This window comes from Yoonia sp. F2084L (assembly GCF_023015625.1).
GTDB lineage: Bacteria > Pseudomonadota > Alphaproteobacteria > Rhodobacterales > Rhodobacteraceae > Yoonia.
Window position 1 is genome coordinate 25,041 of sequence record NZ_JALKAH010000009.1, and the last position, 23,511, is coordinate 48,551.

The following is a 23,511-nucleotide window of genomic DNA, read 5'->3' on the forward strand; positions in this document are numbered from 1 at the left end:
AGAGCATGCGGATTATCTGCCCCAACTGCGGCGAACGCGACCGGCGCGAGTTCTACTATCAAGGCGATGCGCTGGCGCTGGATCGTCCTGCCGAAGATGCGGGGCTAGAGGCATGGGACGACTATCTGCACAACCGCGACAATCCTGCTGGCGACACCCGCGACCTGTGGTTTCATGAGGCGGGTTGCGGTGCCTGGTTGGTGGTTGAACGGAACACCATGACCCATGCGGTGCATAAAGCGACATTGGCCGAGAAGGTAAAGGCATGAGGCTGCACGCCCCTGAAAACACGGTCACTTTCACCTTCGATGGTCGTAAGATCAAAGGGGTGCCGGGTGAGCCGGTTTCAGCCGCACTTTTGGCAAATGACATCAAGCTGGTGGCTCGATCCTTCAAGTATCACCGGCCCCGTGGGGTGATGTCGGCAGGGTCCGAAGAGCAAAACGCGCTGGTGACCATCGGTCATGGCGCGCAGGCGGAACCGAATGTGCGGGCGACCACCTTGGAGGTGTCCGAAGGGCTGGAGGTTTCAAGCCAGAACGCCTGGCCGTCGCTGCGTTATGACATGATGGCGGTCAATGATCTGGCCTCCCCGTTTCTGGCCGCTGGCTTTTATTACAAAACCTTCATGTGGCCCCGCAGCTTTTGGGAAAAGCTGTACGAGCCTGTGATCCGGCGCGCCGCTGGTCTGGGCGCGCTGAGCGGTGAAACAAACCCGGATACCTACGAAAAGGCCTTTGCCTTTTGTGATGTGCTGGTGATCGGCGCAGGGCCTGCGGGCCTGATGGCTGCTTTGACTGCGGGGCGCGCTGGCGCTGATGTGATCATCGCCGACGAAGACACCGCCATGGGCGGTCGTCTGCTGCGCGAGCAAGAGCAGGTAGATGGCAAACCGGGTGCAGATTGGGTGGCAGCGGCGCTGGCAGAGCTGGATGCGCTGCCCAATGTGCGCCGCATGACCCGCACGACCGTGACGGGGGCTTATGATCAAGGCACCTATGGCGCGTTGGAGCGTATCGCGGGGCCGCGCGTGCCGGGCAAACCGCTGGAATGCTTCTGGCGCATCGTTGCCAAACGCGCGATCCTTTGTGCAGGTGCCTTGGAGCGTCCGATTGCCTTTCCCAATAACGACCGTCCGGGCATCATGATGGCGAGTGCTGTGCGCGCCTATGTGAACCGCTGGGGTGTTGCCCCGGGCACGCGGGTTGCGATCTTTGGTAACAATGATGATGCGCATCGCACGGCGCGTGATCTGGTCGCGGCAGGCATCAAGGTGGCCGCCCTGATCGACAGCCGCGATGATGCGGATGTGGAGGGCGACTTTCCGATCTACACTGGCGCTAAAGTCATCGCCACCAAAGGGCGCCATGCACTGCAAAGCATCACGATCCGGCACAATGGCGGGACGCGCGTCATCCGTACCGATTGTCTGGCCATGTCCGGTGGCTGGAACCCGACGGTGCATCTGACTTGCCATATGAACGGGCGACCAACATGGCGCGAGGATATCGCGTCTTTCGTGCCGACACCTGAAAGCATTCCGGGGATGGTCACGGCGGGCGCTTGTAATGGGACCTTCAGCACTGCGGCCTGTTTGGCAGAGGGTGCCAAGGCTGCCGTTGAAGTCGCAGGGGGCCTCGGGTTGAAACCCGAGGTGACGGTACCTGCTGCGGATGATGCGAGCTATGCGATCACCCCGCTTTGGGCGGTCCCGGGCAAGGGGCGCAAGTGGATTGATTTTCAGAACGATGTGCATGTCAAAGACATCAAGCTTGCTGCGCAGGAAAACTTCCGCTCGGTTGAGCATATGAAGCGTTACACCACGCAAGGAATGGCACCTGATCAAGGGAAGTCGTCGAACGTGGTGGCGTTGGCCGTGCTGGCCGATGCGACGGGGCGCGGTATTCCTGAGACTGGGACGACGACATTCCGTCCACCCTATGTCCCGGTCTCCATTGCGGCGATGGGTGCAGGCAGTCAGGGCAAAGGATTTGCGCCCGAACGCTTTACCACTTCGCACCGCGCCAGCATCGCCCGTGACGCGCCAATGATTGAGGCAGGGCTGTGGTATCGCCCCAGCTATTTCCCGCAGAAGGGCGAGACGCATTGGCAGCAATCCTGCGACCGCGAGGTGGGCTATGTCCGCAATGCGGTGGGTGTTTGCGATGTGTCGACCCTGGGCAAGATCGACATTCAGGGGCCGGATGCGGCCGCCCTTTTGGATTTCGTCTATACCAACACATTCTCCACCCTGAAGGTGGGGCGTGTGCGCTATGGTCTGATGCTCCGTGAAGACGGGCATGTAATGGATGACGGCACGACCGCGCGTCTGGGCGAGCAGCATTTTGTGATGACCACGACAACGGCGGCGGCGGGTCTGGTAATGCGTCATCTGGAGTTCGTCTTGCAGGTCCTGCGCCCTGATCTGGATGCCAAAGTGATCTCGGTCACCGAACAATGGGCGCAGTTTGCCGTGGCCGGGCCGCAGGCGCGGGCACTGTTGAATACTGTTTTGGATCAGGAGCTTGACGATGAGTCTTGGCCTTTCATGGCCTGCGGTGAGGTTGGGGTCGCTGGCGTGCCGGGCCGGTTGTTCCGGATCTCGTTTTCGGGTGAGCACGCATATGAGGTGGCGGTCCCGTCGCGCTATGGTGAGAGCCTGTTCCGCATGCTGACAGCGCAGGCTGAGGTTATGGGAGGTGGTCCTTATGGCATGGAAGCATTGAATGTGTTGCGGATCGAGAAGGGCTTTATCACCCATGCTGAAATCCATGGCCGCACGACCGCATTTGATATCGGGATGGCGCGCATGATCAGCACTAAGAAAGACTGTATCGGCAAAGCCTCGGCGGCCCGTCCGGGCCTTCTTGGCGAGAGCCGTCAGCAATTGGTGGGATTGCGCGGGAAGGGCCGCGATCATGCGCTGACTGCGGGCGCGCATTTGTTCGAAACGCAAGCTGCAGAGACCCGCGTGAATAGCCAAGGCTACACAACCTCGGTCTGTTTTTCACCGACACTTGAGACGCATCTGGCGCTGGGCTTTCTTGAGAATGGTCGCGCGCGGCATGGCGAGGTGATCAAGTTGCGCGATCATTTGCGAGATATAACCGAAGAGGTCGAGGTTTGCGATCCGGTCTTCTTTGACCCGACCGGAGGACGTGCGCGTGGCTAAGTTGATTGCATTGACGCCTTTTGCGGGTTTGTTGCCGGTTATCCACGGTGGGATAGAGGCGTCAGAGGTTTTGCCACAGCGGCTAATGTCGGTGGCCCCTTATGCCGGACAGGAAAAGGCCGTTGCGGCGAAGCTGGACGACGGGCTGGCCAAGGTGAACCGGCGTAAGGGCGCTGTCACATGGTTTGGCCATGGGGTCTGGTTGGTTGCGGGTGATGTGGCTTTAGACGGTTTGGCTGCTGTGACGGATCAGTCGGATGCTTGGGCGGTCGTGCAGATAGCGGGAACTGGCGTTGAAGATGTGTTGGCACGACTTGTGCCGGTCGATCTGCGCCGCGGGCTGTTCAGGAACAACCATGTGGCCAAGACCATGCTGGGGCATCTGTCGGTGACGATCATCCGCACCGGGTCGCATGCTTTTGAGATTATGGTGATGCGGTCGATGGCGCAGACGCTGGTGCATGATCTGGATGTTGCAATGCGTGGGGTTGCGGCGCGCTAGGATGCGCGGGCGGGATGCCTCCGGCGGAAGTTTGATTGGACGAAGAAAGACGGACTCGCACTCGGTTCAGGCTTGGGCGATACTGCTGCCATGAGCTTGCCACCCGGATTCTTGGATGAACTGCGCAATCGACTGTCCCTTGGGCAGGTCGTGGGCCGTAAGGTTATGTGGGATACCCGCAAGTCCAATCAGGGCAAGGGCGATCTTTGGGCCCCTTGTCCGTTTCATCAAGAAAAGACCGCAAGCTTCCATGTGGATGATCGCAAGGGATTTTATTATTGCTTTGGCTGTCATGCCAAAGGTGATGCGATTTCCTTTGTGCGCGAGACCGAGAATGTCGACTTCATGGAAGCCGTCAAAATCCTGGCCGGCGAGGCCGGGATGCCCATCCCTGAACAAGACCCACAAGCGCAGCAGAAGGCCAACCGACGCGATCAACTGATCGCCGTTATGGAACAGGCGGTTGCCTTTTATCGGCTTCAACTGAAAACCGCGAAAGGTGCGGAGGCCCGCGATTATCTTGCCAATCGCGGTCTTAAGGATGACGCGCTTGACCGCTGGGAAATTGGCCTTGCGCCGCCAGGGTGGAGCAATCTTTGGCAGCATTTGACCGAAAAAGGGGTCGATAAGGCGCTTATTCTGGAGGCGGGTCTCGCCCGCAGCTCTGACCAAGGTAAAGAGCCTTATGATACATTCCGCAATCGCATCATGTTCCCTATTCGGGACGGGCGTGGGCGCTGCATTGCCTTTGGCGGGCGGGCCATCGACCCCGGCGATAATGCCAAATACCTGAATTCGCCCGAGACGCCGCTGTTTGACAAGTCGCGCAGCCTTTTCAACGTCAAAAACGCGCGTGAGGCAGCGGGTAAAGGCCATCCTTTGATCGTGGCCGAAGGCTATATGGACGTGATTGCCTTGTCCGAGGCAGGGTTCAAGGGGGCCGTTGCCCCGCTGGGCACTGCGGTGACGGATACTCAGCTTGATATGATGTGGCGCATTGCACCCGAGCCGATCATCATGCTGGATGGCGACACCGCCGGACGCCGCGCCGCCGAACGGGTGATTGATCTGGCTTTGGGCAAGTTGCAAGGCGGCAACAGCCTGTTTTTCCTTGAACTGCCAGCAGGCAAGGACCCTGATGATTTCCTGCGCGAAAACGGACGTACAGCACTACAGGCACAGATTGATGATTTTGCGACGCCATTGGTCAAAAAACTTTGGCTGACGGAACTGAACCGCAAGACGCATGAAACGCCCGAACAAAAGGCGGATCTGGATAAACGTTTGCGGGCGCAGATTGGCAAAATTCCTGATCAGGACATCAAGCGCTATTACGGCGACGCGATCAAAAACTATCGGTGGGAGACCTTCAAACCAGCCAATTGGGCACCTGCCTACAAGGGGCGCGGCAAGCCGCAAAATGTCAATGCAACAGGGGCGGCAAAGCAATCCTTGCTGGCGGGACACATGGATGAAGCGCAGCTGTTTCTGCTGAAAGATCGTATTATTGCCGCGATTGCGCTGACAAACCCGGCGGTTGCAATTCAATTCCGGGATGGGTTGGAACGGTTTGAGGTCGTTGACGCAACCGCGCGCACCGTGATCGATTCAATCGTCAGCCTGGCGGACACAACCGCGCTTGAGGCGCTTGAAAATGATGTCAAAGCCGCGATCGGTGCAGGCGCTGTTGACCGTTTGTTGCAAGACAACTTCATAAGGTTGCAACCATGTGTACGAAAAAACCTTGATGCAGACATTGTATTGCATGAGCTGACTTACAATATGGCCTTAGTATCCGCCAATCGCGCGGTGATTTCTGAGACGATTGAGGCGGAGGAAGACCTCGAAGATTATCCATCGCATGTGATCGACAGTCGCCTGTTTGCCGTCACCCGCGCGCGCGACGAGGCGCTGCGCGGCGGACGCGAAGACACGTCGCAGTTTGCGGTCGCCGACAATGGGACGAATGTGGATATTGATGAACGCAATGCCTTCGATGCGCTGCTGGCGCAGATCGAAGTTGCTGCGGGCAAGGATCGTCCTAAGTCGTGACCAAACGACACACACGATAAAAACAAGGCGCTACCGCCTTGCGAATCAGCCAGATGCGGGGTTGATTCGAATTTAACCGAATCAGCCGAATCACTTTGGCATGAATTTATGCGTTCGAAAGGGCTTTCCGAATGGCTGCGAAAGACAACAACGACAGTACAGGTGGTGATCAGGACGGCGATATCAGCCTTGATATGAGCCAGACCGCGGTCAAGAAAATGATCGCCGACGCCCGAGAACGCGGCTACATCACCTATGATCAACTCAACGCAGTGCTGCCGCCAGAGCAGGTGTCGTCGGATCAGATCGAAGACGTGATGTCTATGCTGTCGGAAATGGGCATTCAGGTCACCGAAGAAGAAGAAAGCGAAGAGACCGAGGAAAACCTAGGCAACACAGCCGTGGCCACGGTTGCCGGATCGCGTGAGGTTACGCTTGGCGGGGCAGAGGCTGAGAAGCTTGACCGGACAGATGACCCTGTGCGCATGTATCTGCGCGAAATGGGCTCGGTTGAATTGCTGTCGCGTGAGGGCGAAATCGCGATTGCCAAGCGGATCGAAGCTGGCCGCAATACAATGATTTTGGGGCTGTGCGAAAGCCCGCTTACATTCCAGGCGATTACCATCTGGCGTGACGAACTGTTGTCGGAAGACATTTTGTTGCGCGATGTGATCGACCTTGAAACTACATTCGGCAATCAGCTTGGCGAAGATGGCGAGGAAGAAACCGTTGTCGCTGCACCAGCCGTCGTCGGGGCAGAAGAAAAGAAAGAAGAGACGCAAGAGCTTGACGCTGATGGCAATCCGATTGCCAAAGATGACGACGATGATGATGACGATCAGGCGAATATGTCGCTGGCCGCGATGGAGGCCGCCCTGAAGCCGCGGGTTCTTGAAACGCTTGACCTGATTGCCCGCGACTTTACGGCACTGTCGGATATGCAAGATGCCCGGATGTCGGCCACCTTGAACGAAGATTCCTCGTTTTCTGACAAGCAAGAAACGAAATATCAAAAGCTGCGCTCCGAGATTGTGGAACTGGTGAATTCGCTTCACCTGCACAACAACCGGATCGAGGCGCTGATCGACCAACTTTACGGTATCAACCGGCGGATCATGTCTATCGACAGCTCTATGGTGAAACTGGCTGACCAAGCTCGTATCAACCGCCGCGAATTTGTTGACGCCTATCGCGGCCGCGAGCTGGACCCGAACTGGCTGGACGATATGTCACAAAAGGCTGGCCGTGGCTGGCAGATGATGATCGAGAAATCGACCGACAAAATTGAAGAACTGCGCGGTGATATGGCTCAGGTTGGCCAGTATGTTGGCGTCGATATCACCGAATTCCGCCGCATCGTGCAGCAAGTTCAGAAGGGTGAAAAGGAGGCGCGTCAGGCCAAGAAAGAAATGGTCGAGGCGAACCTGCGTTTGGTGATTTCCATCGCCAAGAAATACACGAACCGTGGCCTGCAATTCCTTGATCTTATTCAGGAAGGTAACATTGGCCTGATGAAGGCGGTCGATAAATTCGAATACCGCCGCGGCTACAAATTCTCGACCTATGCGACATGGTGGATCCGTCAGGCGATCACGCGTTCTATCGCTGATCAGGCGCGCACGATCCGTATTCCTGTGCATATGATCGAAACGATCAATAAACTTGTCCGCACCGGTCGCCAGATGCTGCACGAAATCGGCCGCGAACCGACACCAGAAGAGTTGGCAGAAAAACTGCAAATGCCTTTGGAAAAGGTCCGTAAGGTGATGAAGATCGCCAAGGAACCGATCAGCCTTGAGACACCGATTGGTGACGAGGAAGACAGCCAGCTTGGCGACTTCATCGAGGACAAGAATGCGATCCTGCCGCTCGACAGCGCCATTCAGGAAAACCTCAAAGAGACCACAACACGGGTTCTGGCCTCGCTCACGCCGCGCGAAGAACGTGTGCTGCGGATGCGGTTTGGCATCGGCATGAACACTGACCATACGCTTGAGGAAGTGGGCCAGCAGTTCAGCGTGACGCGCGAACGTATCCGCCAGATCGAGGCAAAAGCACTACGGAAGTTGAAGCATCCAAGCAGAAGTAGGAAATTGCGGTCGTTCTTGGATCAGTAAGCCTGCGAGGTCCCTATGGCACTTTTTTCCAAACTCTTTGGTGGCGGAAAAACGGAAACCGCCACACCGGAGATCTACAAAGATCATGCAATCACCGCGGTCCCTCAGAAAGAGGCAAACGGCTGGCGTCTTGCGGCGCGGATTGAGAAGGGCGGGCAAGAGCACACGTTGATCCGTGCAGATGTCATTTCGTCAAAAGACGAGGCTGAAGCCGCCTCAATCGCCAAGGCCAAGCAGATGATTGATGAGCAGGGCGCGCGGCTGTTCGACTAACTCTCGCACTGAAACATCCTGTCACGCCCCGCTCATGTGCATTTACGATCATGTGACATGCGGTTTCAGTAGATTGTAAAGACAAGGCAACAGGCGCACATCCTTTAGTATCGAAAGGATGTCGTTATGACCAAACTGTCCATATCTCTTGCGGCCGCTATGTTTTCCGTGACTTTTGTATCCGCCGCCAGCGCCTACAGCACTGAGCCCGTTTCGCGATCGTTCGCTAGCATCTCTCAGGTCGCCATGTCCACACCGCAGACGGCTGACGTCGAAGGCGCCTGCATTGTGCGGATCACGCCAATCCTTGCTGCAATTTTGAACCTGTCTGATGACTGGCGCGGGGGCGCGAGCCAACCACAGCAGAGATCGCTTGCCTGCGCGCAAGAGTAACTTGCGCTTTGCCAGATGCAGGTCGATGGTACGGGCATGCAGACCCGATTTGAAATCGCAACCAACGGCCCCGGCCTTTATGAGTTGACCCGCCAAGTCGTCGACTGGGCTGAAGGCACCGGTCTTTTGACCCTGTTTATTCAGCACACCTCGGCCAGTTTGGTCATTCAGGAAAACGCCGACCCAGAGGTGCAGGTTGATCTGCAAAACTATTTTGCGCGGTTGGTGCCACCCACAACCGACCCCAGCATGGCCTATCTGACGCATACATATGAAGGCCCTGATGATATGCCTGCGCATATCAAAGCCGCACTTCTTCCGACGCATCTGAGCATCCCCGTAACGGATGGTACGCTCGCTTTGGGCACGTGGCAGGGCATCTATCTGTTTGAGCATCGCGACAGGCCACACCGCCGGCATGTTGTGGCCCATCTGGCCTAGGCGAGTCTTTGGCGCAACGGTTTTACCCCCGCATTTAGCGGCGCAAAATGCCCACTACCCAAAACCTGCGATGATTCATATAGTGCCTGTGGATAACTGGGGCCGCGATACCAGCGATAGACCCCATAGCGACAGATAAGGATCCGCCATGCGTTGCCCATTTTGTGGAAATGTTGACACACAGGTAAAAGACAGCCGACCCGCCGAGGACCATGTGGCGATCCGCCGTCGGCGATTTTGCCCGGCTTGCGGAGGGCGCTTTACGACTTATGAACGGGTGCAACTCCGCGACCTTGTCGTCATCAAAACAAATGGGCGCCGGGAAGACTTTGACCGACCCAAACTGGAACGCTCTATCCGGATCGCGTTGCAAAAGCGCCCGGTTGAACCTGAACGGATCGACCAGATGATCAGCGGTATCGTGCGCCGTCTGGAAAGCATGGGCGAGACAGACATTCCGTCCGGCACCATCGGCGAGATCGTGATGGAAAGCCTTGCCCGGATTGATACCGTTGCCTATGTGCGATTTGCGAGTGTTTACAAGAACTTCCAGGCCGCAGATGATTTTGATAAATTTGTCAGCGAACTGCGCCCCGAAAGCAAAGACGAAGACGACGCGTGACCCCGGCAACGGACGCACGTTTTATGGCGCTTGCCCTATCGCTGGGGCGGCGTGGCATGGGACGTGTTTGGCCAAACCCCGCCGTGGGCTGCGTGATCGTGAAGGACGGTCTGATCGTTGGGCGCGGATGGACCGCTGATGGTGGGCGTCCGCACGCCGAGACGCGCGCATTGGCACAGGCAGGGGCCGCCGCCGCTGGCGCAACGGCCTATGTCACGTTAGAGCCCTGCGCTCATCATGGGAAAACACCGCCCTGCGCACAGGCTCTGATTGACGCAAAAGTCGCACGTGTTGTCATTGCCGTAGGCGATCCTGACACACGTGTTGCCGGGCGTGGGATCGGGATGTTGCAGGATGCGGGCATCACAGTGGATAGCGGTGTTTGTCGTGCGAATGCAGAGCGTGATCATGCAGGATTTTTCCTGCGCCTCACTGAAAACAGGCCTCACGTTACGCTCAAGCTGGCAGGCACCCTTGATGGTCGCATCGCCACCGCCACGGGTGAAAGCCAGTGGATCACCGGGCCAGAGGCCCGCCGCGCCGTTCACATGCTGCGCGCGCGCCATGATGCTGTGATGGTTGGGGCAGGGACCGCGCGCGCCGACGATCCTTCGCTGACGGTCCGTGGCTTGGGGATTGCCAGGCAACCTGTGCGGGTGATCGTTTCCCGCGCGATGAAGATCCCGTCCACCAGTCAGCTGGCTCAGACGGCAGATGAAGTTCCCGTCTGGCTCTGCCATGGCAAAGAGGCTGATGCCGCAGACTGGATCGCCAAAGGCGCTGTCAGTCTGCCATGTGCGACGGCGTCTGGTCAGGTTGATCCGCGCGCCGCAATGGTCGCCTTGGCGGAAAAGGGCATCACCCGCGTTTTTTGCGAAGGCGGCGGCATGCTTGCTGCCTCCCTTTTGAACGCGGGGCTGGTCGATCAATTGGTGGTGTTTTCCGCAGGTGCAGCGATTGGCGCGGAGGGTACACCCATGCTCGCCGCGATGGGCATCGACCGTTTGGCAGGCGCGCCGCGCTTTGCGTTGGATAGCGTCAGACCTATTGGAAACGACATCTGCCACATCTGGACCCGGGCCTGAAACCAACCGCTTAACGCCATAAGTGCGCGTAACTTGCCAACAGCCCTTGCAGCTTCGCAAGGCTCCGATTGACGGGTCCGTGGCGCGGAATGTCGTTGTTCTCGATCCGATCCACAATCACCTCGACGGGACAAGGCAACCCTGTAACAGGATCAAAGTAACGCGGATAAGCGATCAGTGCCGCATGAACCAACGCGGGCAGATCGACCCGTGCGGTCCTGCGTGAAACCGGCATCGCGCGGTCATCTGTCAGCCCCCATCCTGCGTAAAACGGCGTGCCAAGGCAGGTCACTTGGGTGTCGCGCAACAGCGCTTCGAATCCCAAAAGCGATGTCATCGTCCAGACCTCATCCACCGCATCAATGGCGTCGATCGGGTCGGCATTGGTCAGAACAATGTCCGCCAGTATGTCAGCGTCCGGGACGTCACCGCGGCGCAGCCCTGCTTTGACATCCGGGTGTGGTTTGTAGATGATCACTGCCGCCGGGTTCGCTTTGCGTGTCACCTGCAACAGCGTGAGATTATCAGCTACTTCCGTTGTCCCAAACCTGATTGAGGCGTCATCCTCCACCTGTCCTGGCACAAGAATGCGCCGGCCTTTGGGAAGTTCAGGCAGCGTGTCAGCCTTGAGATTGTATTTCGACAGACGTGCATCCTTCAACCGGTCAATCAGGGCCGCTGCACGGGCGCGTTGCGCATCCTCCAAATGCTCCGACGTATTGATGAGGTTCTCCAAACGGCTGGGGCGCGTTGCATCATAGTAGATGCCGATGTCATCCAGAACGAGGCTGAGTGGTGCGATCAGGTCCGCGCCCAACCCCTGCGAGCGCAGAAAGCCATCCTCAACCAAAACCGCATCATCGGCGCCGGTGCTGGCCCAGCGCATCAGGCGGCGATCCTTGGTTTTGGCTTGAGCGGTAGCAGCGATGCCCTTGGCGAAGATCACAGGTTTCGGCTTGCCGAATACCTGCTGCAAAGGCTTGCGCTTCCATAGCCGCATGTCTGCCGCGACCCACCCGCGGTAGTCATCGCGCCATGCCTGTGCTGCTGCCTTCAGCGTCGCTGCGGCCTCTTCAAAACTGCAAAGGCGGTCGTGGAACGGATCATACCAAGTGGGATAAAGGATCATCGCGCCTGCAAATAGCTGCGCGCGCGTCAGGTTGCGCTGGCGCCGTTGCAGCGGGGTGCGGTCATCGGTCAGACCCCATCCGATATAGAACGGCTGGCCAAAAACCACAGGTTTATGACCCGCCAGGATCGCCTCGAACCCCAGCTGTGAACTCACGGTATAGACAGCGATGGCCCCATCGAACAACGCCCACGGCGACACAGCGTTATCTGACAGCGTAATCCGTTCATTGGCATCCTTGGCGGTAAAATACCCATCGCGATGACCTGCGGTTGTTTCGGGATGGGTCTTGATGATGATCTGAGCGCCGGGATGTTCGGTTTGCGCATAAAACAGCATCTCGCGAAAGGTGTTGCTATCGGCACCACTGGCCTTGATCGAAGCATCCTTGCGGGTTTGGTCGATCACCAGGACATAGCCGGGCTCTGGCACGGGCAGGGCGGGATCAAACGCGTTGTACTTTGAGATATGGGCCGATTTCAGCGCAGCAATTCCGGCCTTGGCGCGGTTTAAGATGGCGGTGTCATCCAGCGGGTCTTCGGTCAGGATAATCTCAAGATCGGATCGCGTGGCAGGATCAAAGTGTACGCCGTTACGATCAATGTTCAGCCCAATGGGCGGATCGCCATCGCGACCAAGGCCGACGGACCGCAAAAAACTGTCCTCTACACGCAAAATGGGCGCGCCCTTGCGCCGGGCCACCGCCTCGCCCCGTGGCGATGTTGGGCTATGACCCCAGACGCCGACAAGGTCATCGTCGCCCGGTTTGCCAAGTTTGATATCATAACCTGCCAAATCCAAAATCCGCCGCACGCGGGTCTGGGTCAGAAAGCCACCGTTGTAGACATAAAGGTTCTGGCGTTTTTGCGTGGTCATCGGCGGCAAGCTACGGCAGCTGGCCTTTGTCTACAACGCGCAAAGGTGCCGGCATTGCGGGACGTTTTGACAAGAGCGCATCATAAGGATCTGCATCATCCAGCATCATATCGACCAGTTGACGCAGCAACTGACGGCGTCCTGACGCAGAATAAAACCCGCCCGGCACCTGACTGGTTTCCAACAGGAATTGCCGATACTCGCGATAGGCCTGCGCGTCAGGTCGTCGTGGGTTGGCGAAAAATGCGGGCAGAGGTTGATCGGAGACAAAGGCGGGTTTGCTGAAAACGGCCGTGCCAAACGCCTTGAGTGGAATACCGCGCCACAGCGCTTGTTGCCCGGCGGTGGAATTCACGGTTACTGCGGATCGGGCCTCATCCAAAATCTGCGCCAATTTACCGCCACGCAGATAATGGGTGCGGGCGGCAATACCGTGTTCTTTTGCTGCTGTGCGGATCATCTGGCGCAGGGGGGATTGTCCGTTTTCCAGCGGATGGGCCTTGAAGACAAGATGGTGGTGGGCGCGCGCGCCCTTGGCGAAACCGGCGACCACCAATTCAATAAATGCGGCCATATCGGCAAACGGTGAATGCGCTTGAAAACTGGCGTCATGTTCCAGCTGAAGCAAAGCCAAATGATACGGGTAACCGCCCGACTTAACGCGCCGCGTCGTGACGTAGCGTTCAAGCGCCATGAATGGCATCAACAAAAGACGCTTGGTGTAAAGCAGGGCTTCGCGATGCACGGGCAGGGCGCGGTGTGGCCTATACCCCGGATACTGGCCGTTTCGAAACATCACGAACCAATGATAAAGCGCGCCGTAAAAGACATGCTGACGCATATCGCCCCAATGCGCGGGCGGGGTCGGCAAATCAATGTCGGACTGCGCCAGCCGTTGCTGCATCTCTGGCAACGTGAAGTCCATCAAACGCGAATGACCGTTACTACCGCCGCGTTCATACGTCACCCAATAGGGGCGCAGGTAGCCTTCCTCAAAGACGTGAACGCGCAGGCCAAGCGCCCTGGCCTGACGCACCGCCTCGGCGTGGGTGGGGCGGGTATCACCATAAAGGACGATATCCGTGATTTTGCGGGCTTTGATGATCGCGGCTAGAGTCTCGGGCCAGGCGTTGGCTTTTCCCTGAAACGGAATGTAACCGGGCGCACGCCCCCAAAACGCTGCATCACCTGCGTTAAATCCGACGCGCCACACCGGCACGCCCGCCTTGCGCAGCATGCGTCCCAGTTGGCGAAAAAAGGGGCCGTGCGGCCCTTGCAGGAAAAGGTAGGCTTTTGCGTGTGACATCTGGTTGCAGCGTAAAGGTTGCCCGTTTGAAAAGCGTGAATAGCTTCTTACTGACGCGAATGTAGCGTTGTGGCAAGCGTTCCGCTTGTCGTGGGGCAGTTGAAACGCTAGATCGCAAAGCAGCAGTAAAGGAACCAATGCCCCATGTTCACAGGAATCGTCACAGACATCGGTAAAGTACTGGAGCTGGAACAGCGCGGCGATCTGCGCGCCCGGATTGGCACTGGCTATGACATCGCGGGGATCGACATCGGCGCGTCGATTGCGTGCAACGGTGTCTGCCTGACAGTGATCGCGCTGGGGCAAAAGCCGCAGAACTGGTTCGATGTCGAGATTTCGGCAGAAACCGTCGGCGCCACCAATGTCGGCGGCTGGACCATCGGCAGTCGCCTCAACCTTGAGCGCGCCTTGAAGGTTGGGGATGAACTTGGCGGACATATCGTGTCCGGTCACGTTGATGGCGTGGCCAAAGTGGTTGCCATGACGGACGAAGGCGACAGCACGCGGGTCACTTTCCGCGCACCTGATGAATTGGCGCGGTTCATCGCGCCCAAAGGATCGGTTGCGCTGAACGGAACATCCTTGACCGTCAATGAAGTTGATGGCGTTGATTTTGGCATCAACTTTATCCCGCACACCAAGGTTGCAACGACGTGGGGCGATACGGTTGTTGGCGACCATATCAACCTCGAAATTGACACCATGGCCCGCTATGTTGCGCGGCTGAGGGACTATGGCTGATGAAGCCGCTGGTCCTTGCATCCATTGAGGATGAAACCGGGGATCGTTGCGTTGATATCATTCGCCTCTCCGACGAGCAGTTTGCCTATCGTGAGTGCAGGCGTGACCCTGAAGATGGGCATGGATGGCGCTACCTGTCCGAAGCACCACCACCAGCCTTTGACACCGAGGTCGCTGCGCGCGAGGCTGCAGTCGCGGATATTGGATGGATGAAGAAATGACAGCAGGTATCGGACATAACTCGGGCCGGGTAGACGAGCCGGGCAAAAGCTGGCGCAAACATGTGTGGACGAAGGCGCGCAAGGACCTCATACCAACCCTTCCGGTTGAAGTGGTGCGTCTGCGGGTGAAGCGTGCGACCGAACTGGGGCTGCCCTATAAGACCTATGCAGGCATCCGCGCAAGCACCGGGCATGATCTGATTGGTTTTCTTTTTTCCAACAACGCATTGCAGGTCCTGCGTGACGGGCAACCGCTACCCCGCGACCGGGCAGAGAAGCTGGCCGGTCTGGTGCGGACCACATGCGCGGGCGTGGCCCACCACCCAGTGACCCCGACACATCTTGGTGCTTTGCCCGGGCTGATGGATGCGCACGCGGCACCTGCGTTCAGCGATAGCTGGTCTGCGGTGCGCAAACAGATCCGCGCAATGGCCCAGCCTGCGGATCGCTTTGCCATCGTCGGAGACACGGCGTTTGAGCGTGAATGGGCAGAGGCCGCACAGATGGCGGGGTATTTGCGGGCGGATCAGTACTTTTGTGGGTAAGGTGGATCATGATCCACCTTACGTCATAGGTCCCTTAGTCACTTTCCAAAGCCCGTCCACTGGGCTATCTGCCATTGGCAACACGCTTGGCGGAGATATCTATGAATAACGCATTCGAAACACCTGGACCCATCGAGCGCGACTGGTCCGACGCCATCAGCAAAATCGAAGAGATTATCGAGGACGCCCGCAACGGCAAAATGTTCGTGCTGGTCGACCACGAAGACCGCGAAAACGAAGGCGATCTGGTGATCCCCGCACAGATGGCCACACCGGATGCGATCAACTTCATGGCCAAGCATGGGCGGGGTTTGATCTGCCTGACCTTGCCCGGCGAGCGGATTGATGCGCTGGGCCTGCCTTTGATGGCGTCTCACAACTCATCCCGGCATGAGACCGCATTCACCGTCAGCATCGAAGCGCGCGAAGGCGTCAGCACCGGCATTTCCGCCCACGACCGCGCGCGCACTGTAGCAACGGCGATTGATGCCTCCAAGGGTGCCGCCGATATCGCGACGCCGGGCCATGTGTTCCCGTTGCGCGCCCGTGACGGTGGTGTGCTGGTTCGTGCAGGCCACACTGAAGCCGCTGTTGATATCTCGCGTCTTGCTGGCCTGAACCCATCAGGCGTAATCTGCGAGATCATGAAGGAAGACGGCGAGATGGCGCGCCTGCCGGACCTGATTGCCTTTGCCCAACTGCATAACCTGAAGATCGGCACGATCAGTGACCTCATCGCTTATCGTCGCCGCCATGACAATTTGGTGCGCGTGCGCGAGACCAGCACAATCCGGTCGGAATTTGGTGGCGAGTGGGAGCTGCGGATTTACACAGATGAAACCCAAGGTGCCGAGCATATTGCGTTGATCAAAGGGGATATCACGACACCCGGTCCGGTTTTGGTTCGGATGCATGCGATGGACCCGATGCTTGACGTTGTCGGTGTCGGGCCCACCGGTCGGCGTAATGAATTCGGCGATGCAATGAACGTGATCGCAAACGAGGGTCGCGGGGCGCTGGTGCTCTTGCGCGATGTGCACATGAAGCTTGACCCCAGCGAAGAAGTGTCGCCACAGACGTTGCGGCAATACGGACTGGGCGCGCAAATCCTCAGCTCGCTGGGATTACACGACATTGAACTGCTGACCAATTCCCCCAAACCCAAGGTTGTCGGTCTTGATGCCTATGGGCTGGAAATCGTCGGCACGCGCAAGATCTCGGAGATTGGTTAATGGCCGGACCCTCGCACTACATCATGCCATTACCGGAATTCGACAAACCAGTGAAGATCCTGATCGTGGCGTCCCCTTACTATAAGGATATCTCGGACAACCAGATCGCTGGGGCCAAGGTTGAGATCGAGAAGGCAGGGGCGACTTGGGAGATTGTCGAGGTCCCCGGCGCGCTCGAAATCCCGACCGCCATCGGCATCGCCGAACGGATGAGCAACTTTGACGGCTACGTCGCCCTAGGCTGCGTGATCCGGGGCGAGACGACGCATTATGACACCGTCTGCAACGACAGCAGCCGCGCGATCCAGCTTTTGGGGCTACAAGGGCTGTGCATCGGTAACGGGATCCTGACGGTCGAGAACCGCGGGCAAGCCGAAGTGCGCGCCGATCCCGCAAAGATGAACAAAGGGGGCGGGGCAGCAGCCGCAGCCCTGCACCTGATCGCGATCGCGCGCAAATGGGGCAAGGCCGAAAAAGGCGTAGGCTTCACGCGCGATATCCTGATGGCCGGTGATACGCAGAGTGAGAGTTCCGCTTAGGCTGTCATGCTTATTGACGGGGCAACCTTGTTTTTAAGACGACATGCTGTCCCAAGCGGTCACTGTGTTCGGTTCGACAGAGATGGTACGAGTGTCTGCGATGCGGGACTTTTCAGACCTTCGCTACGCGTGCATCAATGTCCGGTTCGGCGAACGTTTCAAAAAATGATTATTCTAGAAAGAGCCATAACAGTGATCATTGGCTATCCTTAGAAAGGGATTATCTATAAAAAAGTGCTTAATGGAGGGGATCTATGCGTCAAGCGATTAAGGTTTACCTGTCCTGTATGGTCTTTGGTTTTGCGGGTAGTCTTGGTAGTGCTTCTGCAGGCTCGGAATTTTCACCCCCTTGGCAAGGCACTTATTTGTTCGCTCCCGGCAAATTGATGACCGATACACGGCCATCATCGAACTACCTACTGCTCGTGCAGGCGCAGACAGACAAATCTGGGGTTAGTGACGCACCCGCTGACGGAACAGGCTTCATAATTGTTCCCTACGATCCTCTAAAGGCCGTACCACGGCCTCCGCTTCCGAACCTTTTGTCAGGTCCGCCATGGCCGGATTGTATCACGTTGTCCGAACTCTCGCCTGAAATGTCTCCGGTGCAGGTGGTTGAAGTCACAATCGCTTGCGCCCAGTCGGGTGATTACGAAACAATGGCAACAATACGATATTTTGAATACGTACTTTCGTGGTTTGATACCGAGCGCCTTGGTACACGAGGCAGATTCACCCCTGACATGTCGCGTTTTCGTCGGCAACATGTAACAGTAGAACAGCGTCAAAATGCGACACCATACCTTGATCGCATAAGAGAAGAGAAAATTGCACGCGAAGCTGCATTCTACGAAGGGTTTTGTGGGCAACTTCGGGCGCATGGCACGCCAACCTATGATGCCGACTGGGCGCAACCGCTGCTCGAACATCATGGCATATCCGCTGACCCTCCAGAGAACACCAGCGATGATGAGCTTTGGGATTATGTCCTAGAAAGGTATATTGGCTGCACGCCGCGCCAATAGGCAGCGCTCGCCGCTAACGGCAGAGAAGGCGGATGCAGTGCATCCGTCTTCTCGCATGCTTCAACGTAAGCGGTCGTTCATGCAGAACGCAGCATCGGTTTAAGTGGGCTCTTTCCGGCCATTCACCGCAATGCGTTTGAATGTCGGCTTCACGAATTTCGGATGATTCATCCACCATGCCGCAATGAGAAAGCCCGGTACGTCTTCCCTGTTCGCTCAGACCAATTCGCTGATGCCATACCAAAATTCCCTGCTAGGCCGTTTAGGGAAATCGTGCCTAAGCCACTGTTTTCGTAGTGGCAATCCGTGCGAAAAACTCGAATATCAACAAAATTGGGAGTTTTTCCCTGTATTTTCCCTGTTAACAGGGAATTTTAGCGCAGACTGGCTAGCTTGAGACTGCGTACACAGCCAGCGTTTCTTCTTGCAGATACACGGTTGAAATTGCAGCTCGACGCCGAAAAGATAACGCTCTTGATGCGAAGTGCACTTGTTGAGGATGCTACAAACGCGAGTGAGCGCTTGGGTGCCTTATTTGCAGATATCAATGTTCACGAGGACAATGATGTCTGGATCACCTTTGACGAAGACCTTTGGCCGGAGCACAAAGAGCCAGTGTCGGCACTGGCAGTTGCCGCTCTTCTTGGTATCAGTGTTGAGCAGGAAATATGCCTTCGGGAGTTGCCTTTCGCTTGGCCAGGATTGGGCGAGCACACATCCAGCACTGTTGAGTACACGGAAATGATGCTCAAAGCCTATGACAGCCAGCGGGCTGATAAATCTGTCGAATAACCAACGACAAGAAAACTGAAGGCTGTGGGGAGTGTCTCCACAGCCTTTGTCTTGAAACAACAGTTCTTCGTCAAACCCGACCAGTTTTTACCACGGGATTGCCGTGTGTGCGCTGCGAATGTCTGCAAAGCGGGCTGCAATCTCAGCGTTGTGTCTCATAGCTGTAGCCGGACAAGGAATATCGCGAAAGCTGCCGTTCACATATCGGTAGAAAAGCCCGCAAGCTGTGAACTCGCTCAACAACTGTTTTGCGTTTGCGGCGAATGCCCGATCTGACGGGCCGCACTGCAGCATGGCTGCCGGTACGTCCGACAGCGTGTTTCGGAAGGGTCAACTTTAGCGATTTTGCCTGCTCATTTCCCGTTATTGTTCTACAACAACCATTCGATTGGTAAGATTCCAACAACGGCGTATGCAATTTGTTGGAACCATGATGCGTCGGGCTCTTCTTGGTAGATGATTACTTCGCCATTTGCACGGTCCTCCTGCCAGATCATTTTTCCTTCCGGAGTGAGTTTTGGCTGATAGCTGACCGCTGATATCTGATCGTCGAAGCTTACGGCTACGCGCGAAGCCATGGTTGGACTATCAATCAGGAAGCCCATTTCGCAGTTTAGGATCGCCGAACGTGGATCGAAATTGAATGACCCAATGAATAGACGTTCACCATCGATTGCGAAGGTTTTCGCGTGCAGGCTGGCACCCGACAGACCAAGTGGCAAGAGCTGCAAGTCGTCCGATTGTTGGTCTCCACGCAGCTTCATTTCGAAAAGCTCTACACCGCCTTCCAGAAGTTCGCGGCGGTACCGGCTGTAGCCTGCATGAACCAGAAAGACGTCCGTCGTGTTGAGCGCATTGGTCAAGATCCGGACGCGCTTGCCGTCCGCGACCAAAGTGTTGAAGAAATCTGTTCCTGCCTGACCGGGTACAAAGTAGGCGGACGCGAGATCAAGGGTTTCTTGGACGCCTCCCAAGATTTCGCTCAGGCGTGTAATCATAAGTTGATCACCCGTCGCCACACCTTCACCCTTGATTGGGTCATCTGCGATAACCTGAACGTCTGTCCATTCCAATGCGACATCACCAGCCATGAAGCGTTCAGTACCGCTCGTCGTACTTTCGACGATCTGCCGTGCTTCGGGTGTGCCACTGATCGAGCTGACCCGATCCGTGAATGCATCGGCGTCTCCTGCGCCATTGACGATTTGGCCAATGTCAAAGACAGAATTGCTGTTCCAATAATCGTCAAAGATTGCTGCGGTTTCTCCCACGACGCTGCCAGTCGCGATGGCATCCATGTCGAGATAAAAGACATCCTCGCCAACCTGAAAATACTCATCACCAATGTTTCTGCCGCCAATGATTGCGACTGCACCATCAGCAATAAGCGATTTGTTATGCATGCGACGGTTCATTCGGAAAAAATCGAAGGCATAACCAAGCATCTTCGGGTTGCGCACAGTCGATGGATTAAACAGCCGAACTTCAAAACCCTGCTGGGCATGTAAGGCGGCCAAATAGTCATCCATTCCCGGAACACCATTGTCATCGGCAAGCAGGCGGACACGCACCCCGCGCTCCGCCGCGCGGCGTAACGCATCAAGCAATAAGATGCCCGAGATATCATCGTGCCAGATGTAATATTGCAGATCGAGAGACACCTCCGCGGCGTCGATCAAAGCCAAGCGGCTACCGAGAGCGTCATCCCCAGATGCAAGCGGAAGAACTCCGGACTGTCCTTCTGGATGCGCGGTCATGCTGCTTGCCATCAGCGCACCCATTCTGGTGTCAGTAGTCGCCGAAATCGCGGTACTGCGAACCCGGTCAGAAATATCTGGCAAAGGAAAAATAAAGCGTAGCGCAACAACTGCTACAATGCAGCAGGCTGATATCCAGAAGACCGCTTTGATAAGTTTTCGTACCATGCGCTTAAGTCTCCTAGGCTTGGTTTAGACGTGTTGACGTTGATAATAGAGACGACTCGCCTTCCCTAATTCTTTGGAGAGCCCGTCTAGGTCAACGCTTCAGGTTCCGTTCGCAACGCAAGTGCAACAAACGTTAGAGAGACACCGCTTGAAAGAACGCGAAGCCAGTTCCACTTTTGCCAATCAATGGAATAAGCATCCCAAAGATCACTCAGCATTTCCTGATCAGGTGAAATCACCAACCCATCTAGGACATTGTTAAGAGGGACGTTGAGCGTCAGTGTGACACCCAACATGACGATCCAACCCAGTAGTCCGAGGAAAAGCCAATTGCGTTGCATGGCAGATTTCCAATGCAAGGTTGCGGCGATCAAGATCGCAATTGGTGTGCCCATCAATGCGACGAAGAACAAAGACTGTTTGTTGGCGCGACCAATGTCTTGATTGGCTGTGATCGCGGCATAGGATTCGGTCAGATCCAAGCCTGGCATGATCGACACCGACATCGTGAAATAGAAGCCGAACAGCGCTCCTGTGCCAAGAATCGCGGCGATCAGAGTCGCCAGTTTCAAGCTTTTCATTGTCGTTACCTCAAGTTGAGGCAACACCTGCGACTTTCTGCAAAAGAGCCATGACGGTTGACCGGTCTTTATTATCCAAATCTCTCAAAACATCATCGTTTACGTCTTTGACGATAGCCGGAAGTTCACCTGCCTTGGCGCGACCTTGGTCCGTTAGAAAAACCAAAAAGGAACGACGACTATTGGGGTCAGGGCGACGTTCAGCAAGGCCCGCTTCGACCAGTGCGTCGACGTTGCGACTGGTAAAGTATTCAGGAAAATTAAGCCTTTGCCCAATTTCACGCTGATTGATGCCGTCCTGTTGGCCGAGCATCATCAAATTGGCGAAGATCTTGATATCTACACCAATTTTCTCAAGCTCAACCTTCATCTTACCATCAAGCGTCCGCGCGATCGTTTGGATCAGATAACCGAAGCTCTCTTCTCGCCGATGATCTTTCAGTTCGATTTGTGTCATCAGGAAACATCCCCTGATCATCGGCATAGCTCCAATGCTTGCAGTAAACAAGTGTTGCGTTTGTTTTTTGCATTTACAAGCCTTACAAATGCAAGTATCGCATATGCAAGTCAAGACTCTGAAATCAAATGCCACTTCATAGGGAGCTTCAAAATGCGTTCAGCAACCCAAACCATCATCAGTTCAATGCTTGTCACGGGTCTCTTAGCGGCACCTCTTTTTGCTCAGGAAAAGAGCGAAGGTCGTCTTATCGCCGAGGCTGCCTTTGCAAACCTTGCCGGGTCAGAGCGTGGCTGGATCGACCAAGGCGGTTTCACCAATTTTGGTGGCGATGCGTTTGCGGTCATGGACTATGACGAAGATCTAAAGCTGTCTCTCAGCGAGTTCCTTGTCTTCGACACAGGTATGCGTGCGGTTGCCGAAGAAGCGGATCGCTTGGACAACCATGACACTGCCATGCGGATTGTATTCGCCTTCTGGGATCGCGATGGTGACGGGTTTGTCTCCAAATCCGAACACACCCGCTCGCTCAGTTATGATTTTCAGCGTGCCGACATCAACGATGATGCCCGCCTTGATCTCGAAGAGTTCACAACTGGTTTCACGCTGATGGTGGCATTGCGTGCCGCGATCAATCCGGCACCAGTCGATTAAGCCAGCCACAACAGGGAGGGGTCAGCTATGCTTCAGAAAAAGGGCATCTTTGCCATTGTCGGACTGGTTCTGGTCTTTGCAGTGGTTCATCTTGCATTTCCACCGGAACAACATGATCCGCGCACAACCGGCACTGTAATGCTTGGTGGCATCGCGTTTCTGCTTATGACGAGTTCAATCTTTCTGTCGACCCGGCTTGAGGTGTTTGAAGACTGGTTTGGCGGTCTAGACCGGATGTATCAGGTTCACCGCGTCGCAGGCGTCTTCGCCGCTCTGACAGCCCTTGTTCATTTCTTCGGTGTTCCCAAGGAATTGCCAGAAGGGGTGGACCCTGTAGTGTATGCGATTTTCCCGTCTGGCCCATTGGGTATGCTGGGTCTGATTTTTCTCGTGATCGGGCTGTTCATCGCCTTGAACCGGAAAATTCGGTATTCTCGCTGGCGTCCCACACACAAGGTCATGGGCCTCGTCTACTTCCTGATCATTGGTCATTTCATGACCGCACCGAGGATATTCTTCGAACGATTCAGCGCATCGGGGATCATCCTGATTATCGCTGCTGTTGTTGGTGTCGTTGCGCTGTTCTATTCCGTCTTTGGGATGAACAAGCGCACAGCGCTACCGTTTGAGATTGAAGCGGTCAACGCACTAGAACGCGCGACAGAGGTTGTGTTGAAACCAGTCGATAAGATGCTCGATTTCAAACCCTGAACCGCGCCGGGTTTGCCGGAGGCTGATTTGTCTTAGTTACGCGGCCATGTCTGATCTTTCCAGAGCCGCGTAGAAGTTTGCCTCGGCTTCTGCAGGCGGGATATTCCCGATGGGTTCCAG

The 23,511-nt window shown here is 56.2% G+C and carries 24 protein-coding genes; 19 read left to right on the forward strand and 5 right to left on the reverse strand.

Translation table 11 applies throughout. The features are described from left to right. Positions 1-5: 5 nt before the first annotated feature. The 10 genes from MWU60_RS18950 (at position 6) to ribD (ending at position 10,657) form a co-directional block, all read left to right on the forward strand. Entirely contained in the window at positions 6-269 is a 264-nt protein-coding gene (locus MWU60_RS18950) for a sarcosine oxidase subunit delta (protein ID WP_247229003.1), read from the forward strand. Continuing rightward, on the forward strand, positions 266-3,172 hold the full coding sequence (locus tag MWU60_RS18955; RefSeq protein ID WP_247229004.1) for a sarcosine oxidase subunit alpha family protein: 2,907 nt from the start codon (positions 266-268) through the stop codon (positions 3,170-3,172). Before MWU60_RS18950 ends, MWU60_RS18955 begins: the two co-directional genes overlap by 4 nt. Then, positions 3,165-3,674 (forward strand): sarcosine oxidase subunit gamma, encoded by a 510-nt coding sequence (locus MWU60_RS18960; protein WP_247229005.1) that lies wholly within the window; start codon positions 3,165-3,167, stop codon positions 3,672-3,674. Before MWU60_RS18955 ends, MWU60_RS18960 begins: the two co-directional genes overlap by 8 nt. Before the next feature lie 90 nt (positions 3,675-3,764). Continuing rightward, on the forward strand, positions 3,765-5,726 hold the full coding sequence (gene dnaG / locus MWU60_RS18965) for a DNA primase (protein ID WP_247229006.1): 1,962 nt from the start codon (positions 3,765-3,767) through the stop codon (positions 5,724-5,726). 131 nt (positions 5,727-5,857) lie between these two features. After that, positions 5,858-7,843, forward strand: coding sequence for an RNA polymerase sigma factor RpoD (gene rpoD, locus MWU60_RS18970; protein WP_247229007.1), 1,986 nt, complete (start codon positions 5,858-5,860; stop codon positions 7,841-7,843). Positions 7,844-7,858: 15 nt separating this feature from the next. Further along, positions 7,859-8,116, forward strand: coding sequence for an HlyU family transcriptional regulator (locus MWU60_RS18975; RefSeq protein ID WP_247229008.1), 258 nt, complete (start codon positions 7,859-7,861; stop codon positions 8,114-8,116). Positions 8,117-8,242: 126 nt separating this feature from the next. Next, the gene (locus MWU60_RS18980) at positions 8,243-8,509 is read left to right on the forward strand and encodes a hypothetical protein (protein ID WP_247229009.1); all 267 of its coding nucleotides are present in this window, start codon (positions 8,243-8,245) and stop codon (positions 8,507-8,509) included. Positions 8,510-8,545: 36 nt separating this feature from the next. Then, a complete protein-coding gene (locus MWU60_RS18985; RefSeq protein ID WP_247229027.1) occupies positions 8,546-8,950 on the forward strand; it encodes a secondary thiamine-phosphate synthase enzyme YjbQ in 405 nt (134 codons plus the stop codon). Positions 8,951-9,098: 148 nt separating this feature from the next. Beyond that, a complete protein-coding gene (gene nrdR / locus MWU60_RS18990; RefSeq protein ID WP_247229010.1) occupies positions 9,099-9,572 on the forward strand; it encodes a transcriptional regulator NrdR in 474 nt (157 codons plus the stop codon). Next, on the forward strand, positions 9,569-10,657 hold the full coding sequence (gene ribD / locus MWU60_RS18995) for a bifunctional diaminohydroxyphosphoribosylaminopyrimidine deaminase/5-amino-6-(5-phosphoribosylamino)uracil reductase RibD (RefSeq protein ID WP_348644715.1): 1,089 nt from the start codon (positions 9,569-9,571) through the stop codon (positions 10,655-10,657). The genes nrdR and ribD overlap by 4 nt, the downstream gene beginning before the upstream one ends. A 10-nt stretch (positions 10,658-10,667) precedes the next feature. Here ribD and MWU60_RS19000 read toward each other — a convergent pair whose 3' ends face one another. Beyond that, positions 10,668-12,662, reverse strand: a complete 1,995-nt coding sequence (locus MWU60_RS19000) for a capsular polysaccharide biosynthesis protein (RefSeq protein WP_247229012.1) — start codon at positions 12,660-12,662, stop codon at positions 10,668-10,670. Between the two features lie 10 nt (positions 12,663-12,672). Beyond that, positions 12,673-13,968, reverse strand: coding sequence for a capsular biosynthesis protein (locus MWU60_RS19005; protein WP_247229013.1), 1,296 nt, complete (start codon positions 13,966-13,968; stop codon positions 12,673-12,675). Between the two features lie 144 nt (positions 13,969-14,112). On the opposite strand from MWU60_RS19005, the gene MWU60_RS19010 reads away from it, so the two are divergent. The 7 genes from MWU60_RS19010 to MWU60_RS19040 all read left to right on the forward strand — a co-directional run bounded on the left by MWU60_RS19010 (position 14,113) and on the right by MWU60_RS19040 (position 19,063). Beyond that, entirely contained in the window at positions 14,113-14,709 is a 597-nt protein-coding gene (locus MWU60_RS19010; RefSeq protein ID WP_247229014.1) for a riboflavin synthase, read from the forward strand. Next, entirely contained in the window at positions 14,709-14,930 is a 222-nt protein-coding gene (locus tag MWU60_RS19015; RefSeq protein ID WP_247229015.1) for a hypothetical protein, read from the forward strand. The genes MWU60_RS19010 and MWU60_RS19015 overlap by 1 nt, the downstream gene beginning before the upstream one ends. Continuing rightward, complete coding sequence (locus MWU60_RS19020; protein ID WP_247229016.1) at positions 14,927-15,475, forward strand: hypothetical protein; 549 nt, start codon at positions 14,927-14,929, stop codon at positions 15,473-15,475. The genes MWU60_RS19015 and MWU60_RS19020 overlap by 4 nt, the downstream gene beginning before the upstream one ends. A gap of 101 nt (positions 15,476-15,576) precedes the next feature. Continuing rightward, entirely contained in the window at positions 15,577-16,707 is a 1,131-nt protein-coding gene (gene ribB / locus MWU60_RS19025) for a 3,4-dihydroxy-2-butanone-4-phosphate synthase (protein WP_247229017.1), read from the forward strand. Then, on the forward strand, positions 16,707-17,246 hold the full coding sequence (locus MWU60_RS19030) for a 6,7-dimethyl-8-ribityllumazine synthase (RefSeq protein ID WP_247229018.1): 540 nt from the start codon (positions 16,707-16,709) through the stop codon (positions 17,244-17,246). Before ribB ends, MWU60_RS19030 begins: the two co-directional genes overlap by 1 nt. A gap of 254 nt (positions 17,247-17,500) precedes the next feature. Then, entirely contained in the window at positions 17,501-18,271 is a 771-nt protein-coding gene (locus MWU60_RS19035; protein ID WP_247229019.1) for a hypothetical protein, read from the forward strand. A gap of 438 nt (positions 18,272-18,709) precedes the next feature. Then, positions 18,710-19,063 (forward strand): hypothetical protein, encoded by a 354-nt coding sequence (locus MWU60_RS19040; RefSeq protein WP_247229020.1) that lies wholly within the window; start codon positions 18,710-18,712, stop codon positions 19,061-19,063. Positions 19,064-19,434: 371 nt separating this feature from the next. Here the strand turns inward: MWU60_RS19040 and MWU60_RS19045 are convergent, their stop codons facing one another. From MWU60_RS19045 to MWU60_RS19055, 3 genes are all read right to left on the reverse strand, one after another. Next, entirely contained in the window at positions 19,435-20,988 is a 1,554-nt protein-coding gene (locus tag MWU60_RS19045; RefSeq protein ID WP_247229021.1) for a phospholipase D family protein, read from the reverse strand. Between the two features lie 86 nt (positions 20,989-21,074). After that, a complete protein-coding gene (locus MWU60_RS19050) occupies positions 21,075-21,569 on the reverse strand; it encodes an anthrone oxygenase family protein (RefSeq protein WP_247229022.1) in 495 nt (164 codons plus the stop codon). A gap of 10 nt (positions 21,570-21,579) precedes the next feature. Then, the gene (locus tag MWU60_RS19055; RefSeq protein WP_247229023.1) at positions 21,580-22,026 is read right to left on the reverse strand and encodes a MarR family winged helix-turn-helix transcriptional regulator; all 447 of its coding nucleotides are present in this window, start codon (positions 22,024-22,026) and stop codon (positions 21,580-21,582) included. A 153-nt stretch (positions 22,027-22,179) separates the two neighbouring features. On the opposite strand from MWU60_RS19055, the gene MWU60_RS19060 reads away from it, so the two are divergent. Both MWU60_RS19060 and MWU60_RS19065 read left to right on the forward strand, forming a co-directional pair. After that, the gene (locus MWU60_RS19060) at positions 22,180-22,680 is read left to right on the forward strand and encodes a hypothetical protein (protein WP_247229024.1); all 501 of its coding nucleotides are present in this window, start codon (positions 22,180-22,182) and stop codon (positions 22,678-22,680) included. A 27-nt stretch (positions 22,681-22,707) separates the two neighbouring features. Next, on the forward strand, positions 22,708-23,391 hold the full coding sequence (locus MWU60_RS19065) for a ferric reductase-like transmembrane domain-containing protein (protein WP_247229025.1): 684 nt from the start codon (positions 22,708-22,710) through the stop codon (positions 23,389-23,391). Positions 23,392-23,511 lie beyond the last annotated feature (120 nt).